This window comes from Pseudomonas sp. AL 58 (assembly GCF_036348395.1).
Taxonomy (GTDB): Bacteria; Pseudomonadota; Gammaproteobacteria; order Pseudomonadales; family Pseudomonadaceae; genus Aquipseudomonas; species Aquipseudomonas defluvii.
On sequence record NZ_JAZBQR010000007.1, the window covers coordinates 1 to 14,372 of the forward strand.

Below are 14,372 nucleotides of genomic sequence, written 5' to 3' on the forward strand. Positions count from 1 at the left end.
GGCGAATTCTACAGCGTTTCAACTCGCTGTCAACCACCTTTTTCACCGCTGCCGATCTATTCGACCGAAGCACTTCCAGCACCATCACTAAACATCTAACTCGTTGATTAACAAGGAGTTTTCCGTTTCGACTGCGCCGGAAGTGGGGCGAATTATAGACAGTTACAATTCGCCGTCAAGCCTTATTTACAAACTCACTCAGCCTTCAGCGTAATACGCGCAAAGGCCTTCTTGCCGGCCTGGCAAACATGAGTGGCGCCCAACGCGAATACGAAGCCACGATCAACGACCTCGCCATCAATGCGCACACTACCCGCCGCCAGAAGATCGCGAGCCGCAGCAGCATTCTTGACCAGCCCAGCCTTATTAAGGACAGCCGCAATCGGCATCTCTTCATCGGCAGGCACTACAACCTCGGGCAGGTCTTCTGGCAACTCGCCATCCTTCATGCGATTGCCCGCGGCACGGTGCGCGTTCGCAGCAGCCTCTTCACCATGGAAGCGCGCAACGATCTCTTCAGCCAGCTTGATCTTGATGTCCCGCGGATTAGCGCCCGCCTCTACCTCTGCACGGAATGCATTGATCTCTTCCATGGACCGGAAGCTCAACAACTCGAAGTAACGCCACATCAAGGTGTCCGGGATCGAGACAAGCTTGCTGTACATCACACCCGGCGCTTCCTGGATACCAACATAGTTCCCGAGGGACTTGGACATCTTCTTGACACCATCAAGCCCCTCAAGCAGTGGCATGGTGACAATATTCTGAGGTTCCTGACCGTAACCGCGCTGAAGCTCGCGCCCCATCAGCAGATTGAACTTCTGATCGGTACCACCCAGTTCAACATCCGCCTTCAGCGCTACCGAGTCATACCCCTGCACCAGCGGGTAGAGGAACTCATGGATCGCGATCGGTTGATTGGTGGTGTAGCGCTTATGGAAGTCATCCCGCTCCAGCATGCGCGCAACCGTGTATTGGGACGCCAGGCGAATGAAATCAGCCGGGGTCAGCGCATCCATCCAGGTCGAATTGAATGCAACTTCTGTCTTGGCTGGGTCAAGGATCTTGAACACCTGCTGTTTATACGTCTCGGCATTTTCCAGCACCTGCTCGCGAGTCAGCGGAGGGCGCGTAGCACTCTTGCCACTCGGATCCCCGATCATCCCGGTGAAATCCCCAATCAGGAAGATCACCTGATGCCCAAGATCCTGGAACTGACGCAGCTTGTTAATAAGGACGGTATGCCCCAAGTGCAGATCAGGCGCGGTAGGGTCGAAACCCGCCTTGATCCGCAGCGGCTGACCGCGCTTGAGCTTCTCGACCAGTTCGGACTCGACCAGTACCTCTTCCGCACCACGTTTGATCAGCTCTAGCTGCTCTTCAACCGACTTCATGACAGACCCGTAAGGCTCAGATTAAAAGGCCCCAACCATACAAGATCAGCCGTCAATTACAAGTTTTTGGCCTGAATGTGACCCAACACCCGACTGATGACGTCTGCCCGCTTGCTTTGGAAGGGATTTGGTTATATTTTATACAGTTATTTCATCTTCATCATGTCATTCATCTTTTCCATTTCATCTTTTTCAAAGTCAATTTACCCATGAGCAACGAACCGCCTAAAGCGCCTCCGCTTTATCCGAAGAGCCATCTGTTGGCTGCGAGCGGCATTGCAGCCTTACTCAGCCTGGCTTTGCTGGTATTCCCATCCAGCGAAGTCGAGGCCAAGAAAACAACCCTGAACCTTGAGCTGGAAAGCCCAGTCGAGCAGCTTGAGCAACAACAAGCAACGCCACCGCTGGCCAGCGAAGAGACTGCACCCTCACCGTTTGCCCAGATAGACAACGCTGACGAAAAAAACGAGCAAGCTGCCAAGGCGGAGCCTGCACCAACAGCAGAAACAGCAGAAACAGCTAAATCGCCTAGCCACCGCGAAGTCACCGTAGGCCGCGGCGATACGCTGTCGACACTGTTCAACAAAGTCGGCCTGCCAGCCAATGCGGTGCATGAGGTACTGGCCAGTAACAAGCAGGCCAAGCAGTTCAGCCAGCTCAAACATGGCCAGGTTCTGGAAATTGAACTGGACAAGGACGGTCAACTGTCCAGTTTGCACAGCAAGGTCAGCGACCTGGAAACCATCCGCCTGACCAAGACCAGCAACGGCTATGCGTTCAATCGCGAGATCAGCAAACCGACTGTACGCACTGCCTATGTGCACGGCGTCATCAAGAGCTCGCTTTCTGCGTCAGCACAACGTGCCGGCCTGTCTCACAGCCTGACCATGGATATGGCCGGTATCTTTGGCTACGACATCGACTTCGCTCAGGACATTCGCCAGGGTGACGAGTTCGATGTGATTTATGAACAGAAGGTAGTCAACGGCAAGGTCGTAGGCACCGGCAATATCCTTTCCGCCCGCTTCAGCAACCGCGGCAAGAGCTATAGCGCCGTTCGCTATACCAACAAGCAGGGCAACACCAGTTACTACACCGCCGACGGCAACAGCATGCGCAAGGCGTTCATCCGTACACCGGTTGATTTCGCACGTATCAGCTCGCGCTTCTCTGCTGGGCGTAAACACCCGATCCTGAACAAGATTCGCGCGCACAAAGGCGTCGACTATGCAGCGCCACGTGGGACACCAATCAAAGCCGCTGGCGATGGCAAGGTGCTTCTGGCAGGGCGTCGTGGCGGCTATGGCAACACCGTCATCATTCAGCACGGTAACCGCTATCAGACGCTCTACGGGCATATGCAGGGCTTCGCAAAAGGCGTGAAGACCGGAGGCTCGGTCAAGCAGGGCCAGGTGATTGGTTATATCGGCACTACTGGCCTCTCCACCGGCCCACACCTGCACTATGAATTCCAGGTCAATGGCGTCCACGTCGACCCTCTGGGCCAGAAGCTACCCATGGCAGACCCTATCGCCAAGGCTGAACGCCAACGCTTCATGCAGCAGAGCCAACCGCTGATCGCACGCATGGACCAGGAAAAGGCCACCATGCTGGCCTCGAGCAAGCGTTAAGCGATGCCTCTCTATCTGGGGGTGATGTCCGGGACCAGCCTTGACGGCCTGGACATCGCATTGATCGAGCAAGCGCAACAGCTCAAGCCAACGCTACTCGCCACGCATTACATCCCCATGCCGGACACGCTTCGCCAGTCGCTACTGGCGTTGTGCGCCAGCGGGCCGGATGAAGTCGCCCGGGCAGCACTTGCCGAAAATGAGTGGGTGGCACTGGCAGCGACCGGAATCCAACAATTGCTGAGTACTCAGCACCTGCAACCCAGTGCCATTCGCGCCATTGGCAGCCACGGCCAGACCATTCGGCATGAACCGGCGCGCGGCTTCACTGTGCAGATCGGCAACCCAGCCCTGCTAGCCGAGCTCACGGGCATCAGCGTCGTCAGTGACTTCCGACGCCGCGACGTCGCCGCAGGCGGCCAGGGCGCCCCTCTGGTACCCGCCTTCCATGAATCGCTGTTCGAGCACCCAGGCGAACGCCTGGCAGTACTCAATGTCGGTGGTTTCAGCAACCTCAGCCTGATCGAGCACGGCATGCCAGTCAGAGGCTTTGACTGTGGTCCGGGCAACGTACTGCTGGACGCCTGGATTCAAGACCGCAAGGGGCTTAGCTTCGATGCAGGGGGCGCTTGGGCTGCGAGTGGGACGGTCATCCCGAGCTTGCTGTCTGCCTTGCTCAGTGACCCGTTCTTCGCGGGAACCGGCCCCAAGAGCACAGGCAGGGAAGTGTTTAACCTTCCATGGCTCAAGCACCACCTCAGCTCACAACCCGTCCACGACGATGCCGACGTACAGGCCACACTGCTGGAGTTGACCGCACAAAGCATCATCAACTCACTGCAGGCAGCCCAACCGGGGACACAGGTACTGTTGGTATGCGGGGGCGGCGCGCACAACGACGTGCTGATACAGCGCTTGGCCAAACTGCTTCCCGGTGCGCGGGTCAGCAGCACTGACGCTTGCGGCGTCGATCCGGACTGGGTAGAGGCGATGGCATTCGCCTGGTTGGCTCATTGCTGCCTGGAAGGCATTGCGGGCAATCGCCCCAGCGTCACCGGCGCCCGCGGCCCTCGGGTACTTGGCGCTATCTACCCTGCATGAAGCGCACAGCAAAACGCCGCGCAAGTGCGCGGCGTCAGCAGTAAACACCCGGCCTTAGATCGAGAACGAAGAACCGCAACCACAGGTGGTGGTAGCGTTAGGGTTCTTGATCACGAAACGCGAGCCTTCCAAACCTTCCTGGTAATCCACTTCGGCACCTGCCAGGTACTGGAAGCTCATCGGATCGACAACCAAGGCAACGCCTTCGCGCTCCACGACAGTATCGTCTTCGGCAACGTCTTCATCAAAGGTGAAACCATACTGAAAGCCGGAGCAACCGCCGCCGGTTACGAACACTCGCAACTTCAGACGGTCATTACCCTCTTCATCGACCAGGGTCTTCACCTTGTGCGCGGCGCCCTGCGTGAATTGCAAAGCCGTAGGGGTGAAGGATTCGACGCTCATGCTGACTATCTCCCGGCGCTGTGCCGCCATAATGCGTGATGACAGGCATTATCCGCTTCTCCGAGAAAATTGGTCAAGAATTGAAGCAGACCCACGCCACACGTGAAACGACACTGCAAGCGTCTCCCACGTGTGGTTTCCCGCACTTTAAAGGTGATTAAGGCAACAGCCCCGCATGAGACAGACCCATGCGCTCGTCCAGGCCAAAAAGGATGTTCAGGTTCTGTACCGCCTGACCCGACGCGCCCTTGACCAGGTTATCGATGACCGAGAGCACTACGACCAGGTCACCACCTTGTGGCCGATGAACCGCAATACGGCAAACGTTGGCACCCCGCACGCTACGGGTTTCCGGGTGGCTGCCGGCTGGCATGACATCGACAAACGGCTCATCTGCATAACGTTTTTCGAACAGCGCTTGCAGGTCAACCGAGGTATCGGCAACGGTGGCGTACAGGGTCGAGTGGATACCCCGGATCATTGGCGTCAGATGCGGCACAAAGGTCAGACCGACATCACCACCGGCAGCACGGCGCAAGCCTTGGCTAATTTCTGGGAGGTGACGGTGCCCTTTGACCGCGTATGCCTTCATGCTTTCACCGGCTTCGCAGAACAGCGACCCTACGCTGGCGCCACGGCCAGCACCACTGACACCGGACTTGCAGTCGGCGATCAGGCGCGAGGTATCAGCAATGCCGGCCTCAAGCAGTGGCAGGAATCCCAATTGGGTAGCGGTTGGATAGCAACCTGGGACGGCAATCAGGCGAGCCTGGCGAATCTGCTCACGGTTGACCTCGGGTAAGCCATAGACCGCATCCTTGAGCAGTTCAGGTGCACCGTGTGGCTGTCCATACCACTTGGCCCACTCGTCAGCATCCTGCAAACGGAAGTCCGCAGAGAGGTCGATCACCTTGGTACCGGCTGCCAGGAGCTCCCCAGCCAGCGCATGGGCTACACCATGTGGCGTGGCAAAGAAGACCACGTCGCATGCTGCCAATGCCTTGCTGTCGGGCACGCTGAAGGCAAGGCCATCGTAGTGGCCGCGCAGGTTCGGGTACATGTCGGCGACGGCCAGCCCTGCTTCTGATCGCGATGTGATCACCGCCACCTCTGCCTGTGGATGCTGTGCCAACAGACGCAGCAGCTCGACACCGGTGTAACCCGTGCCGCCGACGATACCGACCTTGACCATAACGCGTGCCCCTTCTGAACGAACCGACTGTAGAGTGTAAAGCCAGCGATAATATGGGGCTGTCGCTTTGGTAACAACCGTTGAGATGACGGGGGCCACCCACAGCCACTACTATCCGACCACCGTGAACCCTGAAGGAACTGCAAAACATGCTTTATCTATGGATCAAGGCCCTACACATCGTCAGCGTGGTGTGCTGGTTTGCCGGGCTGTTCTATTTGCCCCGGCTCTTCGTCTACCACGCCCAGAGCCAGGACAGCATCAGCCAGGAACGTTTCGTGACCATGGAGCGCAAGCTGTACCGGGGCATCATGGGGCCGGCGATGATCGCCACTTTCATCTTTGGCATCTGGCTGCTTAGCTTGAACCCCGGCTTCATGAGCCAGGGCTGGATGCACGCCAAGCTGACACTTATCGTGCTGCTGACCGGCTACCACCATATGTGCGGCGCCCAGCTGAAACGTTTTGCACGTGGAGAAAACACTCGCAGCCACGTCTACTACCGCTGGTTCAATGAGGTGCCCGTGCTGATTCTGCTGGGTATCGTCATCCTGGTGGTGGTCAAACCGTTCTAAGCCGAACCTCGTCGGCTACTACCCGCACTGCAGGCGCAACGCCTGTACGTAGCGGTAGTGGCTGCGCCCACCCCAACCTGTAAACTACGCGCCTTGAACAACGCCCCCCCCTGATTGGAGAACTGCATGACCCGTTACGCCATGATCACCGGTGCCTCCAGCGGCCTCGGCCTGGCACTGGCCGAAGCACTGGCCAGGCGGGGGCGCAACCTGATTCTGGTAGCACGACAACGCGACCTGCTTGAACCTGTCGCCATCGAGCTGACGCAACGTTTCGGTGTAGAAGTTCTGTTCCGCGCCTGCGATCTCGGCGAGCCGCTGCGTCTGTCTGGCTTTCTACTTGAGCTCGAAGAAGGCGAACGCCAAATCGATCTGCTGGTGAACTGTGCGGGCATCCGCTCCTATGGCCCGTTCCTCGCTCAGGAATGGGCAGACGAGCAGGACCTGATCGAAGTGAACATTCTCGCCCTTACCCGCCTTTGCCACGCGCTGGGTAACGCCATGGCGGTTCAGGGCGGAGGGCAGATCCTCAACGTTGCCTCCCTCGCGGCGTTTGCGCCTGGCCCCTGGATGAGCAGCTATGCCGCAAGCAAGGCGTATGTTCTGCACTTCTCCGAAGGGCTACGCGAAGAACTCAAGCGCACCGGCATCAAGGTTTCAGTCCTCTGCCCCGGCCCGGTGCGCTCGTCCAGACGCCGTATTCCACGCCTGGACAACAGCAAGCGCTGCCTGAGCGCCGAGGAAGTGGCGCTGTATACCGTTCGAGCGCTGGAAAAAAACCGCGCCTTGATCCTTCCCGGTCGGCGCAATCGCTGGCTTGCATTCAGCCCGCGAATGCTCTCGCGCTGGCTCACACGCAAGCTGGCCGGTGCCATCAACCAACGCTATCGCCCAAGCAGAATCGAATAGAGGCTGGGCGGCAGGCCCCGCGCTGAGTACACTCAGGCCAGACCACCACCATGGAGCAAGCGTTGTGGAGACTCTCTTCACCAAGATCATCAACCGGGAGATCCCGGCCAAGATCATCTACGAGGACGACCAGGTTCTGGCCTTCCACGATATCGCACCACAGGCACCCGTACACTTTCTGGTTATCCCGAAAAAGCCTATCCGCACCCTCAATGACCTGACCGAAGAAGACAAAGGCCTGGCTGGCCATATCCTCTTCACCGCTCAGCGCCTGGCCAAAGAGCTGGGCTGCGAAGACGGTTTTCGTGTGGTCATGAACTGCAATGAGCTGGGCGGTCAGACCGTCTACCACATCCATATGCACGTGCTCGGTCAACGCCAGATGCACTGGCCGCCGGGCTGATCCAACGCAAGCCGTGTCATCTGGATTGGGGTAAACTGTCGGGCACATTCTTGCGGAGGTGCCCGATGGCTACCGAACGTCACTACTCGCCGCTCGACCGCTTGTTGCTGCAGGCCGACACTGCCATGCGCACCTTGCTGCCCTTCAGCGGCCAACCTTCCCGCCCGTCTCCGGCGATCATCCAGCCCGACAGTGACATGGACGACGAACAAACGCGCCATGTAGCGGGCCTGATGCGCATCAACCATACCGGCGAAGTCTGTGCTCAAGCGCTGTATCAAGGCCAGGCACTGACGGCAAAGCTGCCGCAGGTACGCAAGGCAATGGAACATGCAGCCGAAGAAGAAATCGATCACCTGGCCTGGTGCGAACAGCGCATTCGCCAACTTGGCAGCCACCCCAGTGTGCTAAACCCGTTGTTCTATGGCATGTCATTCGGCATCGGCGCAGTGGCCGGGTTGATCAGCGACAAAGTCAGCCTGGGGTTCGTCGCGGCCACCGAGCATCAAGTGTGCAAGCACCTGGATGAGCACCTGGAGCAAATTCCAGCCGAAGATGAGAAATCACGGGCTATCCTCGAGCAGATGCGCATCGATGAAGCACACCACGCCGAGTCCGCACTGGACGCTGGGGGCTTCCGCTTCCCTGCGCCGATCAAGTTCGGGATGAGCCTTATGGCAAAGGTCATGACTAAAAGCACCTACCGTATGTGACTATCATGGCTGACCGCTTCGATGCTCAAGATCTTGCCCGTGCCGTAGCTGCGGGGATTCTCCAGCCCGGACAGGATCATGTCCTACTGGACTTTCTCAAGCAGCAACCGCAAGAGCGTGCCAGCTTCCAACTGGCGCATGTCGCCTATTACTTTGGCGCACTACTGATCATGGGCGCCATGGGTTGGCTATTGACCGAAGCCTGGATGAGTATCGGTGACAGCGCCCTGCTGCTGGTCGCACTGAGCTACATCGCCCTGCTCACCCTGGTCGGAAAGGCCATGCACCGCAGTGGGCAGGTAATCCCTGGAGGGCTGCTCGCTGCCGTGGCGGTGAGCATTGTGCCGTTGGCAGTGTTCGCACTCGAACGCCTTAGCGGTTTCTGGCCCATGGACGACAACCAAGGTGACTACCAGAACTACTACCGCTATGTACAAGGTGGGTGGTTGTTGATGGAAGTTGCGGCAGTGGTTGCCGGCCTGCTGATGCTGCGCCTGGTGCCCTTCCCGTTTATCGTGATGCCAATGGCGATCGCCCTCTGGTTCATGTCAATGGACCTGACCGAGTGGGTCTACGGTGACGGATTCAGTTGGGATCAGCGTCGAGAAGTCTCGCTGTGGTTCGGCCTCGGTTTGCTGCTGGTATGCGTCTGGATTGATGGGCGCAGCCGTCAGGACTATGCCTTCTGGGGCTATCTGGCCGGGCTCGCAGCCTTCTGGGGCGGTTTGACCTTGATGGACAGCGGCAGCGAATGGGGCAAGGCCATGTACTGCCTGATCAACCTTGGCTTGATGGCCGTTGCTCTTTTGCTGCGCCGCCCCGTGTTCATGGTGTTCGGGGCTCTGGGTGTGGCGGCTTATCTGGGGTACCTGTCCTATGATGTGTTCGCTGACTCACTGCTGTTCCCGCTGGTACTGAGCCTGATCGGGATCGCGATTATTGGCCTTGGCGTGTTCTACCAGAAACACCGCGAGCGCTTGAGTACCGCCCTACGTACCCTGCTGCCAACTGCCATCGTGGATTTTCTGCCCGGATTGCGCCGCTAAATGCAGCGCAACAACCAGAGCAACTGATGAAAATAAAAAAGGGGCCCTCGCAAGGGCCCCTTTTTTGCCTGGAAATTTACGCTGGCATGTTGCGAGCGTAAAAGATTTCCAGCATTTCGTGTTTTACACGCTCAGTCACCTGCGCGCGCTGTTCTGCAGACAAGTTGTTGGTCGCGTCGCCGAACAGGTAGTTGTCCAGTTCGAAGTCCTTGAGCAGCATCTTGGTGTGGAACAGGTTCTCCTGATACACATTGACGTCCGTCATCTGGTAAGCGGACTTGGTATCTTCAGAGAGGTAGTTCTGGATCGAATTGATCTCGTGATCGATGAAGTGCTTCTTGCCTTCGATGTCACGGGTGAAACCGCGCACACGGTAATCCACAGTCACGATGTCCGAATCGAACTGGTGAATCAGGTAATTGAGCGCCTTGAGCGGTGAAATAACCCCGCAGGTCGACACATCGATATCCACACGGAAGGTAGCGATGCCATCCACCGGATGAATTTCCGGGTAGGTGTGAACAGTGATATGGCTCTTGTCGAGGTGGGCCAGAATGGTATCTGGCAATGGGCCCGGCGACTCTTCGATCTGGCTGTCGGTCGGAGTGACCGGTTGTTCAGAGATCAGAATGGTCACGCTGGCGCCTTGTGGCTCGTAATCCTGACGGGCAATGTTCAGGATATTGGCACCAATGATATCAACCACATCGGTGAGAATCTGCGTCAGGCGTTCGGCGTCGTACTCTTGGTTGATGTACTCGACGTAGGCCTGCAGGTCCTGAGGGGACTCTGCATAGCAGATATCATAGATGTTGAAGCTCAAGGTCTTTGTCAGGTTGTTGAACCCGTGGAGCTTGAGTTTGCTTTTCACCGTTGAAAACTCTCTATATGTGTGCGGCCCGGCCGCGTGATCAAGCATGCCCGTCAGATGCGAACGACGCACCTGCGTAGGACGGTTAACACCTCTTCGCGATGGCGATTTTGGTTGTCTGGTCGGAGCAGGTCCGAGACAGGGCCAAAGCCCTGAAAAAGGGGCGCATTATGCAGACCTGAAGCCCGGTCTGCCAGAGTGTGCGCCGCTTTTATGATAGTTGAATGTCGACTCAACCCAGCTCGACGATTTCATAGGCGTGAGTAATCTCGACACCCGCACGCCCCAGCATGATCGAAGCCGAGCAATACTTCTCGGCAGACAGCTCAACCGCACGTTTGACCTGAGCCTCTTTCAAACCACGGCCCTTGACCACAAAGCGCAGATGTATCTTGGTGAATACCTTGGGGTCTTCACTCGCACGCTCAGCCTCCAGGAACGCTTCACAGCTTTCTACCGCCTGCCGCGACTTCTTCAAGATGCTGACCACATCGAAGTTGCTGCAACCGCCCAGACCCAGCAGCAGCATCTCCATCGGCCGAACGCCCAGATTACGCCCGCCACTCTCCGGCGGACCATCCATGACCACCACATGGCCACTGCCTGACTCGCCGAGAAACATGGCTTCGCCAGCCCACTGGATACGCGCCTTCATACCTGGACTCCATTAAACATGAAAAAGGCTGCCAGCTTAGACCCTGCGGGCACGTCGGAAAAGCTAAGCGTTCAAGGAAATGTGCCGATACAGGAACACGCGTCTGATAAGCTGACGCCAAATCACTGGCGCAAAAGCCAGGCTACTTACAAAAGTGTCCACGCATCGCTTCTTTCCGGAATTCAGCCATGGTTGCCTTGAACCTCCCAGCCAAGATCAAGAACATCGACAAGTTGCTTGCTCATTGTCAGCGTCGGCATTTCACTGCCAAGAGCAACATCATTTGCGCGGGCGACGAGGCTCATACCCTGTGGTACATCGTCAAGGGTTCGGTGACCATCCTGATCGAGGATGATGAAGGCCATGAGATGATCATCGCCTACCTCAACAGTGGCGACTTCTTTGGTGAACTTGGGCTCTTTGAACCCGAGGGCAAAGAGCAGCAACGCAGTGCCTGGGTACGCGCCAAAAGCGAATGTGAAGTGGCCGAAATCACCTATGAGAAATTTCGCGAGCTGGCCCGCCAGGACCCGGACATTCTCTACGCCCTCGGCAGCCAGATGGCACAACGCCTGCGTAACACGACTCGCAAGGTAGGCGACCTGGCCTTTTTCGACGTCACCGGACGCGTAGCCCGCTGCCTGCTGGAGCTATGCAAGCAACCCGACGCAATGACCCACCCGGACGGTATGCAGATCAAGATAACCCGCCAGGAAATCGGCCGAATCGTCGGATGCTCACGGGAGATGGTCGGCCGCGTGCTCAAGGATCTTGAAGAACGCAGCCTGGTTCAGGTCAAGGGCAAGACCATGGTGGTCTACGGTACCCGCTAGTCTTTCGCGATACCCGCAAGCACCGCGCCATAGGCCTGCGCCAACTGTGTAAACAGTGGGGCCTCGGGTACCACTTCGTGCAGGGCAATGTGGCTATCGGCCAGACAACGTTGCTCCAGCTCGCAACACTCATTGAACCGGTTCACTGCGGCGACCATCGTTTCGCGCTCGTTGTCCAACAGCAGGGCACCATGCACCAGCACGACAGGCCGCTTGCCATTGAGCCCCTGACGCCAGCGCTGAGCCGTACCGACCAGTTTACGACCATTAAGGTTGACGTTGTAACGACCATCGCAGAACGCTCCCTCGATCTCTCCGACCGAAGCAACCCCGCCCCACTCGCGCAGCGCCTCGCACAAGGGTTGGCAAAGTCGCTCATAGGCGCTTTCGATACGCCCATGATCACCCTCACTGCGCGGCGCAACATAGACAAGGGCAATGTTGATGACCGCTGATGATTGCGGTACAGGCTCACCGCCAGTCTCTCGCAACAATACCGGCCAGCCGGCAATCGCCAGTTCCGCACAGGCCGCCTCGAAGCCCTCCAGGCGGCTCATGCGCCGAGGCATGACCAAGGCCCGGTCAGTCGGGCGCCAGAACAACACACCATGGTCTTGCTCACCTCGACACACAGCGGCCAGCAAATCCTGCTCGGCACGCAGGCCAGCTTCAACGGTCACGGCAACAGGTTGATCGTTCATCGCATTAACCTTGTCGATACAAAAAAGCCGGCATCGCCGGCTTCAGGGGTTGATCAGTCCAGACCTGGAACCAGGTTCTGTGGCACACGCTCAGGGAAGAACAAGCGCTGCAGTTCATAACCTGGATTGTCCGCGCGCATGAACGCTTCACCGACCAGGAAGGAATACACCTCATTGACTTCCATCAGCTCGACGTCGGCACGGGTCAGAATGCCGCTTTCAGTAATTGCCAGACGATCACGCGGAATGCGTGGCAACAGGTCGAGCGTCGTTTCCAGGCTCACCTCAAAGGTGTGCAGGTTACGGTTGTTGACACCAACCAGCGGGGTATCAAGGACGTTCAATGCCCGATCGAGTTCATCACCATCATGCACTTCGACCAATACATCGAGGCCGACACCTTTGGCGGTGGCCGCCAGCTCGGCCATCTTCACGTCGTCCAACGCGGAAACGATCAGCAGTACGCAGTCAGCACCCAGGGCTCGCGCTTCGACGATCTGGTAAGGATCGATCATGAAATCCTTGCGGATAACGGGCAAGGCACAAGCCGCTCGAGCCTGCTGCAAATACACATCAGCGCCCTGAAAGTAGTCGACGTCGGTCAGTACCGACAGGCAGGTTGCCCCACCCTTCTGGTAACTGACCGCGATGTCGGCCGGAACGAAGTGCTCGCGAATGACACCCTTGCTCGGCGAAGCTTTCTTGATTTCAGCAATAACCGCTGGCTGCTTGCGTGCCGCCTGCTCGATCAACGCCTTGGCAAAACCACGAGGCGCATCGGCGCTGGCCGCCAGACGCTCAAGTTCAGCCAGGCTCACCCGAGCACTGCGCTCGGCGACTTCTTCGACCTTGCGTGCGAGGATTTTTTCCAGAACCGTCGGCACACTCATCCTTCATTCTCCTGCTTGAATACAGCGGTAAACGCACCCAGCTCCTCGAGTTTTTCGCGGGCAAGACCGGTGTGCAGCGCATCATGTGCCAACGCGACGCCCTCTTTGAGCGAAGAGGCGTGGTCTGCGGCGTACAGTGCTGCGCCCGCATTAAGCACGATCATTTCTGCAGCCTTCTGACCGTTTTCAGTCTTGCGTCGGCCCAAGGCATCGCGAATCAGCTCCAGCGAAGCCGCCGGGCTTTCAACCGACAGCCCATGCAGACTCTGGCTTTTCATGCCAAGGTCTTCAGGCTCGACCCAATACTCGGTAATCTGGTCGTTCTTCAATTCCGCCACAAAGGTAGGCGCTGCCAGGCTGAACTCATCCAGACCATCCTTTGAATGCACCACCAGTACATGTTTGCTACCCAAGCGTTGCAGCACTTCGGCCAACGGCCGGCACAGCGCTTGAGTAAACACACCGACCACCTGGTGCTTCACGCCGGCAGGATTCGTAAGCGGGCCAATCATGTTGAACAGGGTGCGCAACCCCAGATCACGGCGAGGGCCGGCAGCATGCTTCATTGCCCCATGGTGCGACTGGGCAAACATGAAGCCGATGCCAACGCTGTCAATGCAACGAGCCACTTGAACCGGCGTCAGGTTCAGGTAGATGCCAGCGGCCTCAAGCAGGTCCGCACTGCCACTCTTGCCCGAAACGGCACGGTTACCATGTTTGGCAACCGTGCAACCCGCCGCTGCCACCACAAATGACGAGGCAGTGGAGACATTAAAGATGTTCGCACCGTCGCCGCCGGTGCCGACAACATCGACAACACCGGCAAGGGTGTTGAGTTCAACTTTATCCGCCAGCTCACGCATCGCCGAGACGGCACCGACGATTTCGTCAATGCTCTCGCTCTTCATGCGCAGCCCCATCATGAAAGCGCCGATCTGCGCTTCGGTGCATTGGCCGGTCATGATCTGACGCATGACCTCGCGCATTTCATCGGTGGAGAGGTCCAACTGACTGACGATACGGGCCAGCGCGCTCTTGATATCCATGTTCGAT

At 57.8% G+C, this 14,372-nt stretch carries 16 protein-coding genes; 8 read left to right on the forward strand and 8 right to left on the reverse strand.

Annotated features, from left to right (window positions below; translation table 11 throughout):
* Window positions 1–194 precede the first annotated feature (194 nt).
* Window positions 195–1,394, reverse strand: a complete 1,200-nt coding sequence (tyrS, locus tag UIA24_RS10510; RefSeq protein ID WP_065759002.1) for a tyrosine--tRNA ligase — start codon at window positions 1,392–1,394, stop codon at window positions 195–197.
* 209 nt (window positions 1,395–1,603) lie between these two features.
* Here tyrS and UIA24_RS10515 point away from each other — a divergent pair, with 209 nt between their 5' ends.
* Together UIA24_RS10515 and UIA24_RS10520 are read left to right on the forward strand one after the other, a co-directional pair.
* Window positions 1,604–3,025 carry a peptidoglycan DD-metalloendopeptidase family protein gene (locus UIA24_RS10515; RefSeq protein ID WP_102052153.1) on the forward strand — a complete coding sequence of 474 codons (1,422 nt, stop codon included), beginning with the start codon at window positions 1,604–1,606 and terminating at the stop codon, window positions 3,023–3,025.
* Window positions 3,026–3,028: 3 nt separating this feature from the next.
* Entirely contained in the window at window positions 3,029–4,126 is a 1,098-nt protein-coding gene (locus UIA24_RS10520; RefSeq protein ID WP_330522807.1) for an anhydro-N-acetylmuramic acid kinase, read from the forward strand.
* Window positions 4,127–4,180: 54 nt separating this feature from the next.
* Here UIA24_RS10520 and erpA read toward each other — a convergent pair whose 3' ends face one another.
* Together erpA and argC are read right to left on the reverse strand one after the other, a co-directional pair.
* Window positions 4,181–4,531, reverse strand: coding sequence for an iron-sulfur cluster insertion protein ErpA (erpA, locus tag UIA24_RS10525; protein ID WP_065759005.1), 351 nt, complete (start codon window positions 4,529–4,531; stop codon window positions 4,181–4,183).
* A gap of 157 nt (window positions 4,532–4,688) precedes the next feature.
* Entirely contained in the window at window positions 4,689–5,723 is a 1,035-nt protein-coding gene (gene argC, locus UIA24_RS10530) for an N-acetyl-gamma-glutamyl-phosphate reductase (RefSeq protein ID WP_065759006.1), read from the reverse strand.
* Between the two features lie 149 nt (window positions 5,724–5,872).
* Between argC and hemJ the strand changes: the two genes are divergently transcribed.
* The 5 genes from hemJ to UIA24_RS10555 all read left to right on the forward strand — a co-directional run bounded on the left by hemJ (window position 5,873) and on the right by UIA24_RS10555 (window position 9,369).
* Entirely contained in the window at window positions 5,873–6,298 is a 426-nt protein-coding gene (gene hemJ / locus UIA24_RS10535; RefSeq protein WP_065759007.1) for a protoporphyrinogen oxidase HemJ, read from the forward strand.
* A gap of 126 nt (window positions 6,299–6,424) precedes the next feature.
* The gene (locus tag UIA24_RS10540) at window positions 6,425–7,207 is read left to right on the forward strand and encodes an SDR family NAD(P)-dependent oxidoreductase (protein ID WP_065759008.1); all 783 of its coding nucleotides are present in this window, start codon (window positions 6,425–6,427) and stop codon (window positions 7,205–7,207) included.
* 64 nt (window positions 7,208–7,271) lie between these two features.
* Window positions 7,272–7,610 carry a histidine triad nucleotide-binding protein gene (locus UIA24_RS10545; RefSeq protein WP_028942126.1) on the forward strand — a complete coding sequence of 113 codons (339 nt, stop codon included), beginning with the start codon at window positions 7,272–7,274 and terminating at the stop codon, window positions 7,608–7,610.
* 65 nt (window positions 7,611–7,675) lie between these two features.
* Entirely contained in the window at window positions 7,676–8,323 is a 648-nt protein-coding gene (gene coq7 / locus UIA24_RS10550; protein WP_099775979.1) for a 2-polyprenyl-3-methyl-6-methoxy-1,4-benzoquinone monooxygenase, read from the forward strand.
* A gap of 5 nt (window positions 8,324–8,328) precedes the next feature.
* Complete coding sequence (locus UIA24_RS10555; protein ID WP_330522808.1) at window positions 8,329–9,369, forward strand: DUF2157 domain-containing protein; 1,041 nt, start codon at window positions 8,329–8,331, stop codon at window positions 9,367–9,369.
* Between the two features lie 76 nt (window positions 9,370–9,445).
* Here UIA24_RS10555 and speD read toward each other — a convergent pair whose 3' ends face one another.
* Both speD and UIA24_RS10565 read right to left on the reverse strand, forming a co-directional pair.
* Window positions 9,446–10,240 carry an adenosylmethionine decarboxylase gene (gene speD, locus UIA24_RS10560; RefSeq protein WP_330522809.1) on the reverse strand — a complete coding sequence of 265 codons (795 nt, stop codon included), beginning with the start codon at window positions 10,238–10,240 and terminating at the stop codon, window positions 9,446–9,448.
* A gap of 232 nt (window positions 10,241–10,472) precedes the next feature.
* Window positions 10,473–10,895, reverse strand: a complete 423-nt coding sequence (locus UIA24_RS10565; RefSeq protein WP_065759011.1) for an OsmC family protein — start codon at window positions 10,893–10,895, stop codon at window positions 10,473–10,475.
* A 188-nt stretch (window positions 10,896–11,083) separates the two neighbouring features.
* On the opposite strand from UIA24_RS10565, the gene crp reads away from it, so the two are divergent.
* Window positions 11,084–11,728, forward strand: coding sequence for a cAMP-activated global transcriptional regulator CRP (gene crp, locus UIA24_RS10570; RefSeq protein WP_065759012.1), 645 nt, complete (start codon window positions 11,084–11,086; stop codon window positions 11,726–11,728).
* On the opposite strand, the gene UIA24_RS10575 is transcribed toward crp, so the two are convergent.
* Genes UIA24_RS10575 through trpD form a run of 3 tightly spaced genes read right to left on the reverse strand, consistent with a single transcriptional unit; the run spans window position 11,725 to window position 14,365 of the window.
* Window positions 11,725–12,429, reverse strand: coding sequence for a lipoate--protein ligase family protein (locus UIA24_RS10575; RefSeq protein ID WP_330522810.1), 705 nt, complete (start codon window positions 12,427–12,429; stop codon window positions 11,725–11,727). The two genes, crp and UIA24_RS10575, sit on opposite strands and share 4 nt — an antisense overlap.
* A 53-nt stretch (window positions 12,430–12,482) precedes the next feature.
* A complete protein-coding gene (gene trpC / locus UIA24_RS10580) occupies window positions 12,483–13,319 on the reverse strand; it encodes an indole-3-glycerol phosphate synthase TrpC (protein ID WP_330522811.1) in 837 nt (278 codons plus the stop codon).
* Window positions 13,316–14,365 carry an anthranilate phosphoribosyltransferase gene (gene trpD / locus UIA24_RS10585; protein WP_330522812.1) on the reverse strand — a complete coding sequence of 350 codons (1,050 nt, stop codon included), beginning with the start codon at window positions 14,363–14,365 and terminating at the stop codon, window positions 13,316–13,318. The genes trpC and trpD overlap by 4 nt, the downstream gene beginning before the upstream one ends.
* Window positions 14,366–14,372 lie beyond the last annotated feature (7 nt).

Coding starts and splice junctions, on each gene's coding strand:
- UIA24_RS10555 (WP_330522808.1), top strand. CDS start 8,329: ATGGCTGACCGCTTCGATGCTCAAGATCTTGCCCGTGCCGTAGCTGCG.
- trpD (WP_330522812.1), bottom strand. CDS start 14,365: ATGGATATCAAGAGCGCGCTGGCCCGTATCGTCAGTCAGTTGGACCTC.
- tyrS (WP_065759002.1), bottom strand. CDS start 1,394: ATGAAGTCGGTTGAAGAGCAGCTAGAGCTGATCAAACGTGGTGCGGAA.
- hemJ (WP_065759007.1), top strand. CDS start 5,873: ATGCTTTATCTATGGATCAAGGCCCTACACATCGTCAGCGTGGTGTGC.
- erpA (WP_065759005.1), bottom strand. CDS start 4,531: ATGAGCGTCGAATCCTTCACCCCTACGGCTTTGCAATTCACGCAGGGC.
- UIA24_RS10515 (WP_102052153.1), top strand. CDS start 1,604: ATGAGCAACGAACCGCCTAAAGCGCCTCCGCTTTATCCGAAGAGCCAT.
- trpC (WP_330522811.1), bottom strand. CDS start 13,319: ATGAGTGTGCCGACGGTTCTGGAAAAAATCCTCGCACGCAAGGTCGAA.
- argC (WP_065759006.1), bottom strand. CDS start 5,723: ATGGTCAAGGTCGGTATCGTCGGCGGCACGGGTTACACCGGTGTCGAG.
- UIA24_RS10565 (WP_065759011.1), bottom strand. CDS start 10,895: ATGAAGGCGCGTATCCAGTGGGCTGGCGAAGCCATGTTTCTCGGCGAG.
- UIA24_RS10575 (WP_330522810.1), bottom strand. CDS start 12,429: ATGAACGATCAACCTGTTGCCGTGACCGTTGAAGCTGGCCTGCGTGCC.
- UIA24_RS10540 (WP_065759008.1), top strand. CDS start 6,425: ATGACCCGTTACGCCATGATCACCGGTGCCTCCAGCGGCCTCGGCCTG.
- UIA24_RS10520 (WP_330522807.1), top strand. CDS start 3,029: ATGCCTCTCTATCTGGGGGTGATGTCCGGGACCAGCCTTGACGGCCTG.
- coq7 (WP_099775979.1), top strand. CDS start 7,676: ATGGCTACCGAACGTCACTACTCGCCGCTCGACCGCTTGTTGCTGCAG.
- crp (WP_065759012.1), top strand. CDS start 11,084: ATGGTTGCCTTGAACCTCCCAGCCAAGATCAAGAACATCGACAAGTTG.